We start from the raw sequence: 17,123 nt of genomic DNA on the forward strand, positions 1-17,123 counted from the left end.
CAACAGTTTTTAACTCCCCCAGGACGCACAAAGATTCTCGGTTGAGATGGGTGTAAGGGTTTTTAACACCTACACCCTGCTATAAAAACTTAATTTTCTGTTTTCTTACGTAAGTCCTCAAAATGAACTGAGCAATGTAGAGCAATTAATCGTAGCTAAACCCAGATAAACGCGGATAGAATTTGTGATTGCACAAATTTACCGGCGTTGCATAAATACGGGATGAATCAGCTAAATACGGGTATTTCTCTATACTTTAAGTAGTGTAGTAACAATTTCATTGATAGCTTAAATATATCTACAGATTTGGAGTAACATAATGTTTTGCGATGTAGACGTGCCAGATAATGGCGTAAACGTGTATTTTCTCCTTCAATTCTCGTCATATATGTTTTGCTAATAATATGGTCTCCTGGGTTAATAAAACTAGCGTAAACAGGCCATCCATCTGTGACGTAAAAATAGCATCCCCAGAAGCTAACAATATTCCATAAAGGTTTAAAGGTTTCTGCACTATGGTCTCCTACAACCCAAGCCAAAATTCCCCTATTAAAGTGGTCTAACGCCGTCCATATCCAAATTTTGTTTTTTTTGACCGCACAAAAGTTTCCAGTTCATCTAATTCCCCAACTGATGGTATTTTATCTGTTGGCGGTGCCTCCGGTAACTTTCCGCCGATTTGTTTTACCCAGTTAATTATCGTCGTGTGATGAACCCCTGTTTGACGTTCAATTGCTCTAAAGCCTGCACCATTAACGTATGCTTTTAAGCATTCTATTTTTTTCTCATCTGAGTATCCTTTTGGTGGGCTATAGACATCAATAAATTGGCGATCACTACGTAGTACAGATGTGATTCTGTTTACCTCGCCGCCAGCCATTTTTCCTAATCTCAGTAGAGCCGCAGTATGGACAATTCACAGTAGAGTACCTCAATTCATCCCTCTATTATGCAACGCCGAAATTTCAATCTTACGCAGCGGCTTGTTCCGCTGGCATACCCTCAACGATCGCGTTTCAATCCCTGATAGGGATTAAGTGAAATTTCAATCAAGCCCCGATCGAAGTCAAACCCAGCATACGGCGTTTCAATCCCTGATAGGGATTAAGTGAAATTTCAATGCGAAGATTGTACAGTGGTGGCAGATTCCCCAAACGTTTCAATCCCTGATAGGGATTAAGTGAAATTTCAATGGATGGGTTTTGTTCCAGTTAATTCCCCTACTCTAATGTTTCAATCCCTGATAGGGATTAAGTGAAATTTCAATTTTTACAGATAAATCGGAACAATCTTTAATACTTTTAGTTTCAATCCCTGATAGGGATTAAGTGAAATTTCAATTCTACTTTTCCTCTGCCATCGTTAGCGGAAGCTGTTTCAATCCCTGATAGGGATTAAGTGAAATTTCAATTGGATTACATAAACAGATAGTTAACAGGGTTTTAGTTTCAATCCCTGATAGGGATTAAGTGAAATTTCAATTACGTGGAGGTGATTATTAATATGATGATGCGTTTCAATCCCTGATAGGGATTAAGTGAAATTTCAATCTTGTACCATTTGGCACTAAAACAATTGCGCTTGGGTTTCAATCCCTGATAGGGATTAAGTGAAATTTCAATGGAGATAGACTACGTTGAAGTAGCTGATGAGGACTTGTTTCAATCCCTGATAGGGATTAAGTGAAATTTCAATGTTAAAGGAAACATCTGTAACGCCATAGATGGGAAGTTTCAATCCCTGATAGGGATTAAGTGAAATTTCAATTCACCTCTGTTATCAATGTTATATTCAATACCATTTTTGTTTCAATCCCTGATAGGGATTAAGTGAAATTTCAATCGTTTTGGAATTCGTCGTAGTAGTCGTCACAAACGTTTCAATCCCTGATAGGGATTAAGTGAAATTTCAATACCGATCGACCACGCCGATCCTGATTCACCGGATCGGTTTGTTTCAATCCCTGATAGGGATTAAGTGAAATTTCAATAACCAAGCCCTGATCGACCTTGAGCGCCAAGAGACAGTTTCAATCCCTGATAGGGATTAAGTGAAATTTCAATTCTTCAGCACCGGAACAGCAGTTACTGGGGGAATGCTCGTTTCAATCCCTGATAGGGATTAAGTGAAATTTCAATAGCGAATAGTTACTCTGTCAGTTCGTGCAGCTGTCGTTTCAATCCCTGATAGGGATTAAGTGAAATTTCAATGCAAGGCTTGCCTTGTTGGCAGCGGATAGAGTCTAGGTTTCAATCCCTGATAGGGATTAAGTGAAATTTCAATAAAGTAAAGATTTGGTTTCCCCGGTTGGCGACTAATCGTTTCAATCCCTGATAGGGATTAAGTGAAATTTCAATCTTTGGCAGAAGTTGAGAATGTACGCGCAGAATTAAAGTTTCAATCCCTGATAGGGATTAAGTGAAATTTCAATGTGATGGAATATCTTTGCAATACAATCCAGCACGTTTCAATCCCTGATAGGGATTAAGTGAAATTTCAATTCAGAGAGTGAATGTTTGAGAGTTATCAACGCTTTAAGTTTCAATCCCTGATAGGGATTAAGTGAAATTTCAATGTTCTGGCAATATTGGACAATTACCCGCGATTGATGCGTTTCAATCCCTGATAGGGATTAAGTGAAATTTCAATAGAATTGTAAATACTAGATTGTGAAGATATAGAAATCGTTTCAATCCCTGATAGGGATTAAGTGAAATTTCAATTCACCGCAGGATTGCGCTGTCACGGTGTATTTATGGGTTTCAATCCCTGATAGGGATTAAGTGAAATTTCAATAAGGTATCTTGGGTCGGATACAGGTATACAGTTACGTTTCAATCCCTGATAGGGATTAAGTGAAATTTCAATTATCTAATTTAATAGATGAACACAACGCTATCTTAAGTTTCAATCCCTGATAGGGATTAAGTGAAATTTCAATTTTACACATCTTCTAAAGGAGGTGTACCAGCGTGAACATGTTTCAATCCCTGATAGGGATTAAGTGAAATTTCAATCCCATGTCTGGACTGCTAGAGGTTATGTAGTTGATAGGTTTCAATCCCTGATAGGGATTAAGTGAAATTTCAATATAAACGCCATTCTCCCCTACTTAGAAGGCATACGTTTCAATCCCTGATAGGGATTAAGTGAAATTTCAATAACCCTAGCCCTATTTTGAGTCATTACTGCGTCTTGTTTCAATCCCTGATAGGGATTAAGTGAAATTTCAATACTATTCTGGCTGAGGCTACCCAAGAGGTTTATATGTTTCAATCCCTGATAGGGATTAAGTGAAATTTCAATTTGCCGCTAACTGTGGTAGTAACGCTGGTAACGTTTCAATCCCTGATAGGGATTAAGTGAAATTTCAATGGCGATCGCCTATTAAATTGATGTGCAGAGTATTCGTTTCAATCCCTGATAGGGATTAAGTGAAATTTCAATGCGGCGGCGGGTGGTAACGTGGTTGGGGTATCGCGTGTTTCAATCCCTGATAGGGATTAAGTGAAATTTCAATGGCGGGAGCCGAAAGATATATCTATATTTAGTTTTCAAGGTTCGATTTCGCGGATGGGTTGATTGTAACATGATAAAATGTCAATTGATTTACTAACAATAGCTGACATATAGACTACATAAGGTGCGCGGCTGATTTTAATTTTATTTTTCTGCAAAAGCTTGTAGTCAAAGGAATCCAGCGATTTTGCCGCAAGAGCGATTTTGTACACCTACCTATCCGCGCAAGAATTATTTGAGCGTGTTTCTCGGTTGCAAGAGCAGTTACCAGAAGCTGAATATAAAATTCATGCAACAGTAAAGTTATTTGCTGCAATTAATGTAGCAATTGAAACTAAGATTCCTGCTGATCCTTTTGCGAGTCATTTTGCTTTGACAGGAGCGTTAAAACGCTACAGTAGGGTAAAAAAGATTCGATGTATCTGTACACAAACAGCAAAACTCTCTCCTTTGCACCCTTGCAGCCCTGCATCCTTGCTGATAAGTTACCCAGGATAAACTCGTCCTTTCCATGCACCGCCGCGTCCTTGCCAATGGCGGATAGCAGAATCGATAGTCATTAAAGTGTAGAGAAAGGCGATCGCAGGTAAACTAAAAGCAAGCCAAGGTGAGCATTGATAAAAGCGGATAGTGTGTAAGTAAGTTAACGTCATCAACAACCATGTCGCTAAACCTATACTTGCAATTATCCAATTACCCAACACTGCACCAATCAGCACAGCCAAAGGTGGAATTAGGTAAATCAAAGTCATTGCTACTACCGTTCCCAGTAATAATACAGGTGAATAATTCAATTGAGTATAGGCACTTCGCGCTACCATCTCCCAAATCGTTTCTAAAGAATTGTAAGGGCGCAAACTGCGTGTTAAATTACTCAAACCTAACCAAATGCGTCCTTGGCTGGATTTTACAGCTTTGGCTAAAGCGCAATCATCAATCAAGGCTTGGCGAATAACTCCAATACCACCAATTTTTTCTAAAGCTGTTCTGCGAATTAAGATGCAGCCACCAGCCGCCGCCGCTGTGGAATTTCTCGGATTATTCACCCAGCGAAAAGGATAAAGTTTTTGGAAGAAGAAGACAAAAGCTGGAATTAAAAATTTTTCCCAAAAGGTTTCACATCGCAGCCGCACCATTACCGAAACCAAATCTAAATTTTCTTGTTCAGCTTTGGCAACAAGTCGCCGCAGATTATTGACATCGTGTTCAATATCTGCATCGGTAAGTAAAAAATAGTCCGGTGTAAATGCTTTTGCTTGTTGGATACCTTGCTGTACTGCCCAAAGTTTACCAGACCAGCCAGAAGGTAATACGTCACCAGAGATAACATGCAATTGCTGGGGTTTGTCTACCGCGTGGGCGACTCCTTCAGCACAGGCTGCTGTACCATCAGTGCTGCGATCGTCTACTAAAAATATAGTCAAATTATCATCATAATCTTGTAGTAAAAGCGATCGCAGACTAATAGGTAAAACATCAGCTTCGTTACGCGCTGGAATCACCGCACACACCTTGGGTAAAGATTCTTGCTGAGGATGTGTTACTTCTAATTGCTGATCTACTCGCCAAAACTGTCCCCGCAAACTCAGTAATCCTAACCAAATTAATAAGGATAAGACCACCAACCCTAGTACAATTGCCACCATGACTAAAGAGAGGATGAAGAATTAAACCTTGGTATTTTATACCTTTCACAGATCATAAAAACTATCCGTGGTATCTTTCTTTCAGACTTCACACTTGATATTTCATACTTCAGTTGATGCAAACACAAGACAGGGTAAAAGTCAATCAACTCGCAGATGCGATCGCAGCTAGTCAAAAATACCTGCTTTCGATGCAATATCCCGCAGGTTACTGGTGGGCGGAGTTAGAATCTAACGTCACCATTACGGCTGAGGTGGTTCTGTTACATAAAATTTGGGGAACAGATAAAACTCGGTCATTGCCATTACATAAAATAGAAAACTACTTGCGTTCTCAGCAACGGCAGCATGGCGGTTGGGAACTATTTTATGATGATGGCGGCGAACTTAGCACTTCCGTAGAAGCATATATGGCGCTGAGGCTGTTGGGTGTACCAGCAACCGACCCAGCTTTGATTCGGGCGCGAGACTTTATTCTGCAACGAGGCGGTATCAGCAAAACTCGCATCTTTACCAAATTACACTTAGCCTTGATTGGTTGCTACAACTGGCGCGGTATTCCTTCTCTCCCGCCTTGGATAATGCTTTTACCAACAGCATTCCCGGTTAATATTTATGAAATGTCTAGCTGGGCGCGTTCTAGTACTGTACCGCTGTTGATTGTGTGTGACGGTAAACCTGTTTTTCAGGTTAACCCCGCAATTAATTTAGATGAGTTATACGCTGAAGGTATTGATCAAGTCCAGTATGAATTACCCCGCCAAGGTGATTGGACAGATTTATTCCTCACTTTAGATCAAGGTTTTAAATTAGCTGAAAGCCTAAATTTAGTTCCCTTCCGTGAAGAAGGTATCAAAGCCGCCGAAAAATGGATTTTAGAACGACAAGAAGTCAGCGGCGACTGGGGCGGCATTATTCCTGCTATGCTCAATTCTATGCTGGCTTTGCGGTGTTTAGGTTATAACCAAGCCGACCCAATTGTGGAACGGGGCTTCCAAGCAATTGATAACTTTGCCATTGAAACTGAAGATAAGTATTGCGTCCAGGCTTGTGTTTCACCTGTTTGGGATACAGCTTGGGTAATTCGGGCTTTGATAGATTCTGGTGTTGCACCCGATCATCCGGCGATTGTGAAAGCCGGAGAATGGTTACTACAAAAGCAAATTCTCGATTATGGTGATTGGGTGGTGAAAAATCACCAAGGAAAGCCAGGTGCTTGGGCGTTTGAATTTGACAATCGCTTTTATCCTGATGTGGATGATACGGCGGTGGTGGTGATGGCTTTAGATGCTGCTAAACTGCCTAATGAAAAATTAAAACAAGCTGCGATCGCTCGTGCTGTAAACTGGGTTGCATCTATGCAATGTCAAGCTGGTGGTTGGGCAGCTTTTGATTTAAATAATGATCAAGAATGGCTCAATGCTATACCCTACGGTGACTTAAAAGCTATGATTGACCCCAACACGGCTGATGTCACCGCCAGAGTTATAGAAATGCTGGGTGCTTGTAACTTATCCATTGATTCTCGCAACTTAGAACGCGCCCTTACCTACCTCCTTGCAGAACAAGAACCGGAAGGTTGTTGGTTTGGTCGTTGGGGCGTAAATTACATCTATGGAACTAGTGGTGTTCTCTCAGCTTTAGCTTTAATTAACCCGCAAAAGTATCAACGGCAGATAGAACGAGGCGCGGCTTGGTTAGTTGGCTGTCAAAATTCTGATGGTGGTTGGGGCGAAACTTGCCGCACTTACAACGATCCTAGTCTCAAAGGTCAAGGACGCAGCACCGCATCTCAAACTGCTTGGGCTTTAATTGGGCTAATAGCCGCAGGTGAAGCAACTGGCACATTCTTGATGGAAGCAATTGAACGCGGTATTGATTACCTAGTATCAACACAAAAATCAGATGGTACTTGGTTTGAAGCCGACTTTACTGGAACTGGCTTCCCCTGTCATTTTTATCTCAAATATCACATGTATCAGCAGTATTTTCCATTAATTGCTTTAGGGCGATATCAAGCGATTAAATAAAGCAAAAGTTTTCTATAAATTAGACCACAGATGAAAAATTTATCAGTCTTCATCTGTGGTTTTTTATTTTATAAAAAATAGTGTTTTTGAGTCTGCTGAGATACAAATTTATCTACGTTTATCTGCGAGTCTATCAATTGGAAGATGAATTTATACTAAAAGGCTCAGTAATCTAAACAGAGGGTATCAGCGGACATAAAGTTTCTTTTTATTGCGCCAAAAATATCACTATAAACTCTTTTAAATCAGACATCATCCGGGAAAAATCATGGAACGTATTGCATATTTAGGACTTGGGATCATGGGTAGTGGCATGGCAACCAACTTGCTGAAAGCAGGTTATCCTGTCACGGTTTGGAATCGCAGCCCTGAATCTTGTAAGCCTTTGATTGAACAAGGTGCAAAACAAGCACAAACACCTGCACAAGCTGTTCAAAATGCTGATGTGATTATTTATTGCTTGTCAAATGAACAGGCAATTGAAGATGTTGTCTTTGGGCAAGATGGCATTTTATCGAACGTACAATCAGGACAAATTGCGATCGATACTAGTACGGTTCATCCTGATACCTCTCATCGAGAAGCCGCAGCTTATGCCAAAAAGAATGTTGAATTTCTCGATGCTCCTGTATTTGGTAGTAAAAATGAAGCGATATCTGGAGGATTATGGATTGTTGTTGGTGGCAAACAAGAGGTATTTGAGCGAGTCAAACCTCTTTTGCAGACATTCAGCGCCTCAGCACATTACTTGGGTGATACTGGTAAAGGAGCTTCCATGAAACTCATTGGCAACTCGATAGTTGCAACGCAGATTGCAGCTTTAGGAGAAGCAATGGTTTTAGCAACTAAAGCCGGACTTAATCCCAAAGATGTGCTTGATGTGCTGCATGTGGTAGATTTTCGCTCACCTCTTTTTGATGGTGTAGGCAAAACATTGAGCAATAGAGACTTTACAACGAGCTTTGCGTTAAAACACTTACTTAAAGATGTCAATTTGATTGCTCGATTAGCTCAAGATTTGAATTCACCAATGCCTGCGGCGGCAATGGTACGAGAAACAATCAAGGCAGCAGTAAATCTAGGTTGGGGCGAAGAAAATGCGACTGCATTTATCAAAGCTTTAGAGTTAGAAGCGGGAACGATTGTGAAATCATAATTCCAATCATGATATTACTATGAAGCGATCGCCCACCTGTAGCGGCAATTCATAAATTTTCTCTAGGTGAAAATCAGGAATTAAACTCATAATTACGGGATCTGGCCTGTTAAAAGTGTTGATCAATAACTCTTTCACAATGCCAAATCCCAAATGGTATTACTCTTGATTTGGAGTCAGTTCCTTAAGAAAACTAATGCTAGGTGCAAAGAAGTATTCGCCACCTTTCATGTGTACCCAAAGTTGAAAGTCAAATTGATCAGTTGTTTCTGATTCCCCCCATTTGAGCGGCCATTTTTGCTTTCTTTCTGCATCTGGTACAGTTTGACCAATAACAGGATCAGGGCCGACATTGACCTGAACAAAGTTATTGATATTAGACCAGGAAGCTTGGATAAAATTGAACTGATTGGTAATATCAGCTTGAAAACACGAGAACAACAAACCCGAACCTGTGCTTTCGGCTTGAGTGTGGTCACAAGCTCCAAAATTGATGCCACGCCGAGCAATTCGATGATTTTTTTCTGTCTCTAGAGCCTGCTCTTCCGTTACACCAGAAGATACCACACGGCCTGTATCTCCTCTAGGATTAGATTTACGGATGTGAGCGTGGAACGGACATTTGGTTGCCGTCACATCTGAGCTATAGTTAAAGTCATTAGTGATTGTTGCAGGTATATCCGAGAGTGTAACTGGTGTACCATCCCGAAAACGACCCATAATCAAAGCACCAGCTAATTCCCTATCTATATTTAGCTTTTCTGCCAAAAGTTGTTCAGCACTCAAAAAGGCTGGAACATCTTGTTCGAGTTTGCGATAAACTAAATAACTACCGTAGCTATCCTCTAATTTACCGTTGGGATCTTGAGCCAAAATGAGACTTAAAGGCGCTCGTGGATCCCAATTTGCAAAGCTATCACGCAGGTCGGCTTTTCTCACATCTTGCTTCAAAAATAATGGTTGGCTAACCCCATCAGCAAAGCCAAAGTGTTCAATAGGTTCTTGAGTTTCATTTCTGAGGACAAAACCATCTTCTCGATGAACAACTTGCGCGAATAAATAAAGTTCTTGCGTAATTTGGTTAGCTGTTTGTAGTAATTCCACCAAATTATCATTAGCTATTATTAATAAGGCATGAATTTCTTGCTGAAAACCTGGCTCCCAATCTTCAACGGCAGGATCACGTAACAGATTTTTGATACTATTATTTTTCATGCCAAAGCGAAAAGGTTCATTGCCAGGGATTTGATATGGTGCAAATCCTAAAGCTTCATAACCTTTACACGTTAACAAGAAATTGATAAATGGATCGCTTTCTGTAGTAATGCCTTTGAGTTTGTTGGTTCTGTAAATTTGAGCTTCGTTTGACTGCTTTTGCGCAGATGTCACCTGAGGAGCAAAATTTTTAATCCATTGCTTGAGTGCATTTGTTTGATCAGGTTTAAATTGCACAAATAGATGCACAGCATAGTCTCGTCCATGACCTTTAAGGATATTACCTTGTAAATCGCTCAGCAAAGTCGCATATTTACCAGGATTTGTCGGGTCAATTCCTTCTGCTGGGATTTCTTGCAATTCTTCTTCTGTGAGTGCCATGATATTGAGCTTCTTTTTTGAGGGTTGGATAGTACTGTTGCCGTATTCCATAACAGCAACAGTAGAGATAAGATGCGATCGCTCACGCTTTGAGATTGACTATTTTGGCCTTGGAAGGAAAGCCAGCGTTATTGACATAAAACAGCATGTAATACCCAGGTGGGTAAAGGTTGGCGTTTTTCGGTGCTTTAAAGCTGAGCGCAGAGTTAGTATTTGAGAGGTCTTGTGTGATTTCCAAATTTGCCAGCCGTTGACCATAATCAAAAGCGTGAGTTACCGTACCCAGTTTGATTAGCACCACAGATCCGCCAGCAGTACCATCCTGGACTGTAATTGTGCTGGATGTATCGTATGTCAATGTGAGTGGTTCAGTTGTTGTGATTACTGGACGAGGGCCATCTTTGAACAGATAAGGTGGACTAAAGATTTCTGCTTGCCAAATTTCAGCGGGGACGAAGGGTAATGGGTCGCCTTCTGCAAAGTAATGTTGAGGATCTTGGTAATACTTTTCTACAGAAAATACTTGAACATTCCCTGATTTATCTCTCAATGTCGGGATTTTGTAATACTCTTTGGGGTCTGGTAGGACATCAACCCGCACTGCGCCATTTTCTAGTCTAGCGGCACGGCTAGGATTACCACCAATGCTTAACACACGCGCATCTGGTAACAAAAGAGCGCCATTATGATACAACCTGGGAAACTTAGCAGGATTCATCGGAGTGGTTTGATAACCACCTGGAGACATATTATTAGCAGTCATTAGTAATGGCTCATAGACCGGGTTGTATTCTGCAAATTGACCACCATTAATGGTCAAGATTTCTTTCGTAGGCAGAATCACGGCCAAATTCATCGCACGAGGCTTATCCAAAAAGTTCTCCACAATTTTCCATTCACCATTCGGCTGATCAGTATGTTGTGGAGCAACCCAACGTTCTAAGCTGGCAGCAATTGAGATTCCCTCTTTCTCTAGTTCTTCTTTGGACTTCCCTAGATAAGGCCTACCAGCGTTAATGTCATTAGTGCCTAATATGCCTCCAATGAGCAAAACATCTCCTTCGTTATTGGGATCTAATAGCCCAGTTCCGTAAACTTTTGATATGGCTTTTCTGTCGGGGCCTGGTTCAAAACTAACTGTATATTTTCCTGTACTATCTTTGTTCACAGACATCAAATAGCTCTTGATGCTCTTATGAACTTCCAGAGGGAATTTACCAGCCCCATCACCTGAGATGAATAATTTGCCATCAGCAGTGGGAAAGACACGGGGATAAACATCGATAGTGTCATAAGTATCAGTGGAAACCTTAGTATTGAATGGGCTGTTTTTTACATAGGTCAGATCAATATAGTGAAATTTGTTATCTATGGGGTCGTAAATTTCAATGGTGGGCGTAATCTGACCAGGTTTACCATATTTAAGCCCAGAGAAAATAACAATTTTGCCATCAGCTAGAGTTATCGGACTAGGATACCAACGTCCTTCTCTCAATGAACCGAATGTTGACCAGCTTTCAGTTTTCCAGTCGAACACGTTGGTCTGTTTCGAGCCTTCAAATAGTTCACCTGGGTAGTAACGATTCGAGCCACTAATAAACAGAACATTCCCATTTTCTAGATGTATGTGTCCCGAACAAAAAGGATCGTTGCTTTGCCCATTCTGCACAGATAGAGGGGACGAAATGCGTTTGAATGTACCATCTTCAGGATTAAAAATGGCTGAGTTATTAATTACTTGTGGATCGCTGCCGTTGACTCCATCGACAAATGTGTTATCTGTAGTCAAAGTGTTACGATTGCTGCTGCCATTGACAATTAGTACCTTGCCATTAGGCAACAGCGCTGTATGAACAGCTTGTATCCCATCGATGCGGAAGGGAACTGTTTCCCATTGACCTTTTTCTTTGGGTGAATTGGGATCTGTCTGAGCTATGGCTAATCCTGGATTGATGAGTAATCCTACAAAACACAGCAGAATTACTAGAATTGCTAGTCTTTTCTTCACGGATTTATTCTCTGTAAAAAATAAAGAAACATTGTCGTAGAACAGGTGTAGATTACGAAATGTTCATCGAATCACCTCTTAATATTTCTGGAAAAGCTATGTCTAGAACACCAATTCAGTAATGCTGGAAGAACCTCTCCCCCTACCCCTCTCCTACGAGGAGAGGGGAGTTTGGCTCCCCCTTCCCTAGTAGGGAAGGGGGCTGGGGGGTTAGGTTTTTGATTACTGAATCGATGCTCTAGGCTTTAATCAACAATGCAATGCTTACAACCCACGCGATCGCTATAATCGCAGGGGAAGTTTACATCAACTTTTCTATTTCTTGAACAAGCTATCTACTACAGTTAAAATACGCAAGAAAACAAGATACTTGCTTGATGATCCGAAAATACCTTATTAGCCATTTCCTGAAAAGCTGAGTAAAACAAAAATTACAAAAATTAACAGAAAAGTACAGCAATTCTCAATGAAATTGCCGTTAATAGAGTAGCAATCATGAAATTTACTGAGTTTGCTCTGATTAATAGAGGCGATCGCAACTACTACCAGCTAAATTATGAATACAACCATTACCAACGAACTACCCATTCCCCCACACTTCAACCCCGATAAAGTAGGCGAAGTCTGGCGCGTACCCTACCAAGAATGTGCAGCCGCCGCCGAAACATGGGCAAAGCAACATAATATTCAACCATCAGCGTCAGACAAAACTCGTATTTGTTTACTTTTAATTGATGTTCAAAATACCTTTTGTATTCCTGGATTTGAATTATTTGTCGGTGGGAAATCTGGCACTGCGGCAGTAGATGATAACCGCAGATTGTGTGAATTTATTTATCGTAACTTAGGAACAATTACAACAATTATTCCTACATTAGATACTCATACAGCAATGCAAATTTTTCACCCGATTTTTTGGGTAAATGCTAACGGAGAACATCCCATACCAGCCGCAACCAATATTACTCAATCAGATATTGAACAAGGTATTTGGAAAGTTAACCCCGCAGTTGCTAACAGTATTACTAATGGTGACTATGAATTATTAGAAAAACAAGCTTACCACTACATTAAACAGCTAAGTCAAGATGGGAAATACCCGCTAATTATTTGGCCTTACCATTCTATGTTGGGTGGAATCGGTCATGCTTTAGTCTCCTCTGTGGAAGAAGCAATATTTTTTCACTGCATTGCGCGGCAAAGTCAGACCCAATTTGAACTTAAAGGTGAGAATACCTTAACCGAAAATTATTCCATATTACGTCCAGAAGTTTTGATTGGCTTTGATCAGAGTCCACTTGCACAGAAGAATATCAAACTCATCAAACAACTTTTAGAATTTGATGCTGTGATTATTGGGGGTCAAGCAAAAAGCCATTGTGTTGCTTGGACAATTGACGATTTATTAACAGAAATTAAACAGGTAGATGCAACCCTTGCCAAAAAAGTTTATCTCTTAGAAGATTCCACTTCGCCAGTTGTAGTTCCAGGTGTTGTAGACTATACCGAACAAGCAGATGCAGCCTTTTTCAGATTTGCAGAAGCAGGGATGCACATTATTAAAACAACCGAACTAATTTCAACTTTCATATAACTTGGCGAGACTCCGCGTTAACCTCCGCGACACTTTGCGTTTCTTACTTCTTCAAATAACTTTTTGGGTCTTGTGCTACCCATCCTTGAGATGAACTAGAACGAATTTCAAAGTGGAGATGTGGTTCTTTACTAGCAGGTTCTCCCGTCGTTCCTACAGTTCCTAATAAATCGCCTGTATTTACTTGCTGACCGACCTTAACCTTGATAGTACCAAGATGAGCATAGCGACTTTGCAGTCCGCCACTATGGTTAATAATCACCAATTGACCATAACTACCTTGCTCTTGTGCAAATACTACACTACCAGGTGCGATCGCCTGTACAGGACTGCTGACGGCGGCTAACAAATCTATACCACTGTGAAAAAACACTTCTCCATTATTAGGATTAATCTGCCAACCATAACCTAATCCCGCAGTTGCAACTTTCGGCAAAGGATAGCCACTGATAGACGCACGAGTTTGGGTGTTTGGAGTTGCTGGAATAAGAGATGTCGTTTGCGGCGCATTTGGTAACCAATTCAACCCTGGTACAAACACAATTTTAGGATTTTGTTGACAACCATTAATTTCAAATAGTGCATCAGGACGAACTTTATACTTTGCTGCTACTTCTCGCCAACTTTGTCCACTAGGTACTTCCACAACAATTCCGTTGTAGGGTGGTATTTGCAGTTCGCTACCCACGCTAACCCGGCCATTATTCACATTTGGGTTCATAACAATGAGTGTTTCAGGAGCAAGATTGTAGCGTTGTGCTATGCTCTCTAATGTTTCACCACGCACAACTTTATGGCGCTGAAAGCGATTTAAAGCCGGAGTTGGACAATTAGCGATTTGCGCCTGAGCGCTTTCTAAGTTTGGCAGTGACAATGCTAGTCCTAATGTACTGACTACGCTACACAGCAAAAGCAGACGATAAGAAAATGTCATGAGTCTAAGTTAAGAGAAACCCTAACTTTAGATTTTAATTTGGGATTTCAGGACTGTTGGCTGTTGAACTTAAACCTTTGGCTTGCAACATTCCATCCGCCCAAGCTGCGTCCGCTTCAGACAATGGTGGAAATGCTGCTTGATTGTAATCTAAGACTAAATCATAAGCTGATATTTCATACACCTCGTTTAATAATGTCTGCAAATCTATAATTGGTTCGTTATCTCCTACACGTAAAGGTAAGGAAAAAGATGGTATTACATCTTGTAGATTAAACGCATATAAATCAGCATAAGGACGGCGATCGCCACGACAAATTAAAATACGATAGTGGCTTTCAACCTCAGTATCAAAAAATACCATTTTTTCCCCAGTCCGTAGTAAATCTATTTCTACCAAATGAGTTTTACTTCCTAGTACTTCTTGCCGTTTCTCCTCATAAATTTGCCTGCCTTTTCCTCGGCGCTTGTTAGTTGGAGATAAAATTTCTATGATAGTAACTACATTTTCTGTACCAACTTCTCGCACCTCTAAATAACCTTCTTTGATAACTTCTGGTGTAGGAATTTTAACTTTGATTGGTTTTGTCACTGGTTCTGCAACTGCTATATTAGTACTACCATTGTTGCTATTAGTTACACTTTGAGAACTTTGAATTGCTACATCAGGTATGCCAACTAATGATGCATTTTCTAAACTAGATTCGTACATTCTTACTTCTACAACAACTCGATATTTGGGGCGCAGTTGAGGAGATAAAAATCTAGCAATTTCACTAATTAATAAATGATGTACACTTGGCCATATACGAGGATGTTCTAAATAAGGGTTCATTCCTGGGAATGGAGAAGGCATTTATCTACCTCGAACGTAATTTTTTTGGATTATGAGTACTAATTCTTATAGTAACTAAATAGTTTTAAATCAGTTTATCCCCAATAAAAATTTAGTTTAAATTGCCTTCTTCATTCCTTGCAATATCATGAACAAGTTGTGAGAGCAGCACCACACTGATCTTCTTTAGCTAACCAACCCTTGATACTTTGATATTCTATTTGCGCCCAATCTCCTTGACAACCTAATAATTTCACAGTCGTATCAGCAGGTACTTTTCCTATTTTTCGGCTTTTTTGATTAGCATTAGCATAAAGATTCACACCATTAGTACCATAACCACGGGTTGACAAGCCTAATTTTGCTACAGATACCCATCCAGTGCCAGAAAAACCATCACTTGCGTTTGTAATTTGTACCCAATTTTTAGCAGCAGCAATAATTTGAACTGTTTCGTTTATGGATATTTGACCCAAAATTTTATTACGAACACTTGCACCACTCCTTACATTTAAACCTTGGGGATCTGTGTCAGTAACATAGGCGAAAATATCGCATTTATTAACATTAGTTGATTTTGCAAACACAATTTGCCCAGCTATTCCAGTATTGATAAATACACTGATACTCGTAAGCGCTAATCCCACTACTAGTTTTGGCAGGGAATAATAGGTGTTTTCCTTCATATTTAGTTGCTTTTTAGCAGACTGACTAAAACATCTGCTTTATTTATATCTTAGCTTTTAATTACATAAGTTAAATGTAACTTTGTGGCAACATAGCTCAGATTAGGTACAATTAGTTTAATTTCTGTAGTTACTCATAACTCAATTGCCTCAGTTTGATGGTGGTTAAGCTACTCATTAAGATATTTATCTATCAACAATATAAATAATGGATTTGGTAAAGTTATATGAATTTTTCTAAACAGCCAATCTCAGGAAAAATAGGTCAACAAATTATTAATAGTAATGACCAAAATATTTTAGAAATTAGTAAAGAAGAAATTATTAGTTTATTTAAATCTTACGGGGTGCTGCTATTTCGAGGATTTGCAACTGATACTAACATTTTTAGAGAATTTACTCATTTATTTAGTACAGATTTTCTAGATTATGCTGCTGGTGCTTTCAATAGAAGGAATATTAATGGCGATAACACTATTTTAAGTGTTAATGATTATCAGTTTGATATTAAGCTACATGGAGAAATGTACTACCAAAAGAAAATGCCACTGATGTTGTGGTTTTTCTGCGCTCACCCTGCATCAGAACATGGTGAAACAACTGTGTGTGATGGGAGGCAATTTTTTGAAGCTCTCAGTGTTGAGCTAAAAAGTTTATTTTTGGACAAGAAATTAAAATTTACTGTGCAGATGAATAAAGAAGAGTGGCAGAAGAAATATAAAACGGAAGACATTAATGAACTTAAAGAAAATTGTTATCAAAATTATACGAATCTCTATATTTATCCAAATGAATCGATTCGTATTGAGTATATTTGTCCAGCCATAATTCCTAGTAGATGTGGACAATATCAAGTTTTTATTAATAGCCTTCTGCCGACTATGCAGTTAAATCCGCAGATTTTAAAGTTTGATGATGATTCCGAAATTTCCCCTGAAGTTATGGTCGAGCTAAATGAAATTGCGGAGGAATTAACTACAAATATTACTTGGCAAAAAGGAGATATTTTAATGGTGGATAATACCCGAATAATGCACGGTAGAAGAGCTTTTACAGATGCTAAAAGAGATATTTATATTCGGTTGTGTTCGCCAGCTTTTTCTTTCTAAAATAAAAATT

The 17,123-nt window shown here is 39.7% G+C and carries 12 protein-coding genes, 1 pseudogene and 1 CRISPR repeat array; of the genes and pseudogenes, 5 read left to right on the plus strand and 8 right to left on the minus strand.

The features are described from left to right. Positions 1–227: 227 nt before the first annotated feature. A pseudogene (locus ACMX3D_RS21915) lies at positions 228–920 on the minus strand (IS1 family transposase). Positions 921–1,013: 93 nt separating this feature from the next. Beyond that, positions 1,014–3,520: a CRISPR direct-repeat array (repeat unit 37 nt; unit sequence GTTTCAATCCCTGATAGGGATTAAGTGAAATTTCAAT). Positions 3,521–3,723: 203 nt separating this feature from the next. Here ACMX3D_RS21915 and ACMX3D_RS21920 point away from each other — a divergent pair. Next, positions 3,724–4,017: a type II toxin-antitoxin system YhaV family toxin gene (locus ACMX3D_RS21920; RefSeq protein WP_482747929.1), complete on the plus strand. Its 294-nt coding sequence runs from the start codon at positions 3,724–3,726 to the stop codon at positions 4,015–4,017. Here the strand turns inward: ACMX3D_RS21920 and ACMX3D_RS21925 are convergent. After that, a complete protein-coding gene (locus tag ACMX3D_RS21925; protein ID WP_482747930.1) occupies positions 4,005–5,165 on the minus strand; it encodes a glycosyltransferase in 1,161 nt (386 codons plus the stop codon). The two genes, ACMX3D_RS21920 and ACMX3D_RS21925, sit on opposite strands and share 13 nt — an antisense overlap. Positions 5,166–5,281: 116 nt before the next feature. On the opposite strand from ACMX3D_RS21925, the gene shc reads away from it, so the two are divergent. Both shc and ACMX3D_RS21935 read left to right on the plus strand, forming a co-directional pair. After that, positions 5,282–7,195: a squalene--hopene cyclase gene (gene shc / locus ACMX3D_RS21930; protein WP_482747931.1), complete on the plus strand. Its 1,914-nt coding sequence runs from the start codon at positions 5,282–5,284 to the stop codon at positions 7,193–7,195. A gap of 268 nt (positions 7,196–7,463) precedes the next feature. Next, positions 7,464–8,351: an NAD(P)-dependent oxidoreductase gene (locus ACMX3D_RS21935; RefSeq protein ID WP_482747932.1), complete on the plus strand. Its 888-nt coding sequence runs from the start codon at positions 7,464–7,466 to the stop codon at positions 8,349–8,351. A 6-nt stretch (positions 8,352–8,357) separates the two neighbouring features. On the opposite strand, the gene ACMX3D_RS21940 is transcribed toward ACMX3D_RS21935, so the two are convergent. From ACMX3D_RS21940 to ACMX3D_RS21950, 3 genes are all read right to left on the minus strand, one after another. Then, on the minus strand, positions 8,358–8,489 hold the full coding sequence (locus ACMX3D_RS21940) for a hypothetical protein (RefSeq protein WP_482747933.1): 132 nt from the start codon (positions 8,487–8,489) through the stop codon (positions 8,358–8,360). A gap of 21 nt (positions 8,490–8,510) precedes the next feature. Continuing rightward, on the minus strand, positions 8,511–9,947 hold the full coding sequence (locus ACMX3D_RS21945) for a Dyp-type peroxidase (protein WP_482747934.1): 1,437 nt from the start codon (positions 9,945–9,947) through the stop codon (positions 8,511–8,513). Positions 9,948–10,029: 82 nt separating this feature from the next. After that, the gene (locus tag ACMX3D_RS21950) at positions 10,030–11,955 is read right to left on the minus strand and encodes a galactose oxidase early set domain-containing protein (RefSeq protein WP_482747935.1); all 1,926 of its coding nucleotides are present in this window, start codon (positions 11,953–11,955) and stop codon (positions 10,030–10,032) included. Between the two features lie 556 nt (positions 11,956–12,511). Between ACMX3D_RS21950 and ACMX3D_RS21955 the strand changes: the two genes are divergently transcribed. Further along, positions 12,512–13,549, plus strand: a complete 1,038-nt coding sequence (locus tag ACMX3D_RS21955; RefSeq protein ID WP_482747936.1) for a cysteine hydrolase family protein — start codon at positions 12,512–12,514, stop codon at positions 13,547–13,549. Positions 13,550–13,592: 43 nt separating this feature from the next. Here the strand turns inward: ACMX3D_RS21955 and ACMX3D_RS21960 are convergent, their stop codons facing one another. The 3 genes from ACMX3D_RS21960 to ACMX3D_RS21970 all read right to left on the minus strand — a co-directional run bounded on the left by ACMX3D_RS21960 (position 13,593) and on the right by ACMX3D_RS21970 (position 16,004). Then, a complete protein-coding gene (locus tag ACMX3D_RS21960) occupies positions 13,593–14,483 on the minus strand; it encodes a LysM peptidoglycan-binding domain-containing M23 family metallopeptidase (protein ID WP_482747937.1) in 891 nt (296 codons plus the stop codon). 34 nt (positions 14,484–14,517) lie between these two features. Further along, complete coding sequence (locus ACMX3D_RS21965; RefSeq protein ID WP_482747938.1) at positions 14,518–15,339, minus strand: DUF4058 family protein; 822 nt, start codon at positions 15,337–15,339, stop codon at positions 14,518–14,520. Between the two features lie 125 nt (positions 15,340–15,464). Then, positions 15,465–16,004 (minus strand): SH3 domain-containing protein, encoded by a 540-nt coding sequence (locus tag ACMX3D_RS21970; RefSeq protein ID WP_482747939.1) that lies wholly within the window; start codon positions 16,002–16,004, stop codon positions 15,465–15,467. 227 nt (positions 16,005–16,231) lie between these two features. On the opposite strand from ACMX3D_RS21970, the gene ACMX3D_RS21975 reads away from it, so the two are divergent. Continuing rightward, positions 16,232–17,113, plus strand: coding sequence for a TauD/TfdA family dioxygenase (locus ACMX3D_RS21975; RefSeq protein ID WP_482747940.1), 882 nt, complete (start codon positions 16,232–16,234; stop codon positions 17,111–17,113). Positions 17,114–17,123 lie beyond the last annotated feature (10 nt).

The sequence above is a fragment of the Anabaena sp. TISTR 8404 genome (assembly GCF_056847745.1).

What these genes read in the sequence shown, in the direction of transcription:
- ACMX3D_RS21975 (WP_482747940.1), top strand. Translation starts at nt 16,232, where the DNA reads ATGAATTTTTCTAAACAGCCAATCTCAGGAAAAATAGGTCAACAAATT.
- ACMX3D_RS21960 (WP_482747937.1), bottom strand. Translation starts at nt 14,483, where the DNA reads ATGACATTTTCTTATCGTCTGCTTTTGCTGTGTAGCGTAGTCAGTACA.
- ACMX3D_RS21925 (WP_482747930.1), bottom strand. Translation starts at nt 5,165, where the DNA reads ATGGTGGCAATTGTACTAGGGTTGGTGGTCTTATCCTTATTAATTTGG.
- ACMX3D_RS21945 (WP_482747934.1), bottom strand. Translation starts at nt 9,947, where the DNA reads ATGGCACTCACAGAAGAAGAATTGCAAGAAATCCCAGCAGAAGGAATT.
- shc (WP_482747931.1), top strand. Translation starts at nt 5,282, where the DNA reads ATGCAAACACAAGACAGGGTAAAAGTCAATCAACTCGCAGATGCGATC.
- ACMX3D_RS21935 (WP_482747932.1), top strand. Translation starts at nt 7,464, where the DNA reads ATGGAACGTATTGCATATTTAGGACTTGGGATCATGGGTAGTGGCATG.
- ACMX3D_RS21970 (WP_482747939.1), bottom strand. Translation starts at nt 16,004, where the DNA reads ATGAAGGAAAACACCTATTATTCCCTGCCAAAACTAGTAGTGGGATTA.
- ACMX3D_RS21955 (WP_482747936.1), top strand. Translation starts at nt 12,512, where the DNA reads ATGAATACAACCATTACCAACGAACTACCCATTCCCCCACACTTCAAC.
- ACMX3D_RS21965 (WP_482747938.1), bottom strand. Translation starts at nt 15,339, where the DNA reads ATGCCTTCTCCATTCCCAGGAATGAACCCTTATTTAGAACATCCTCGT.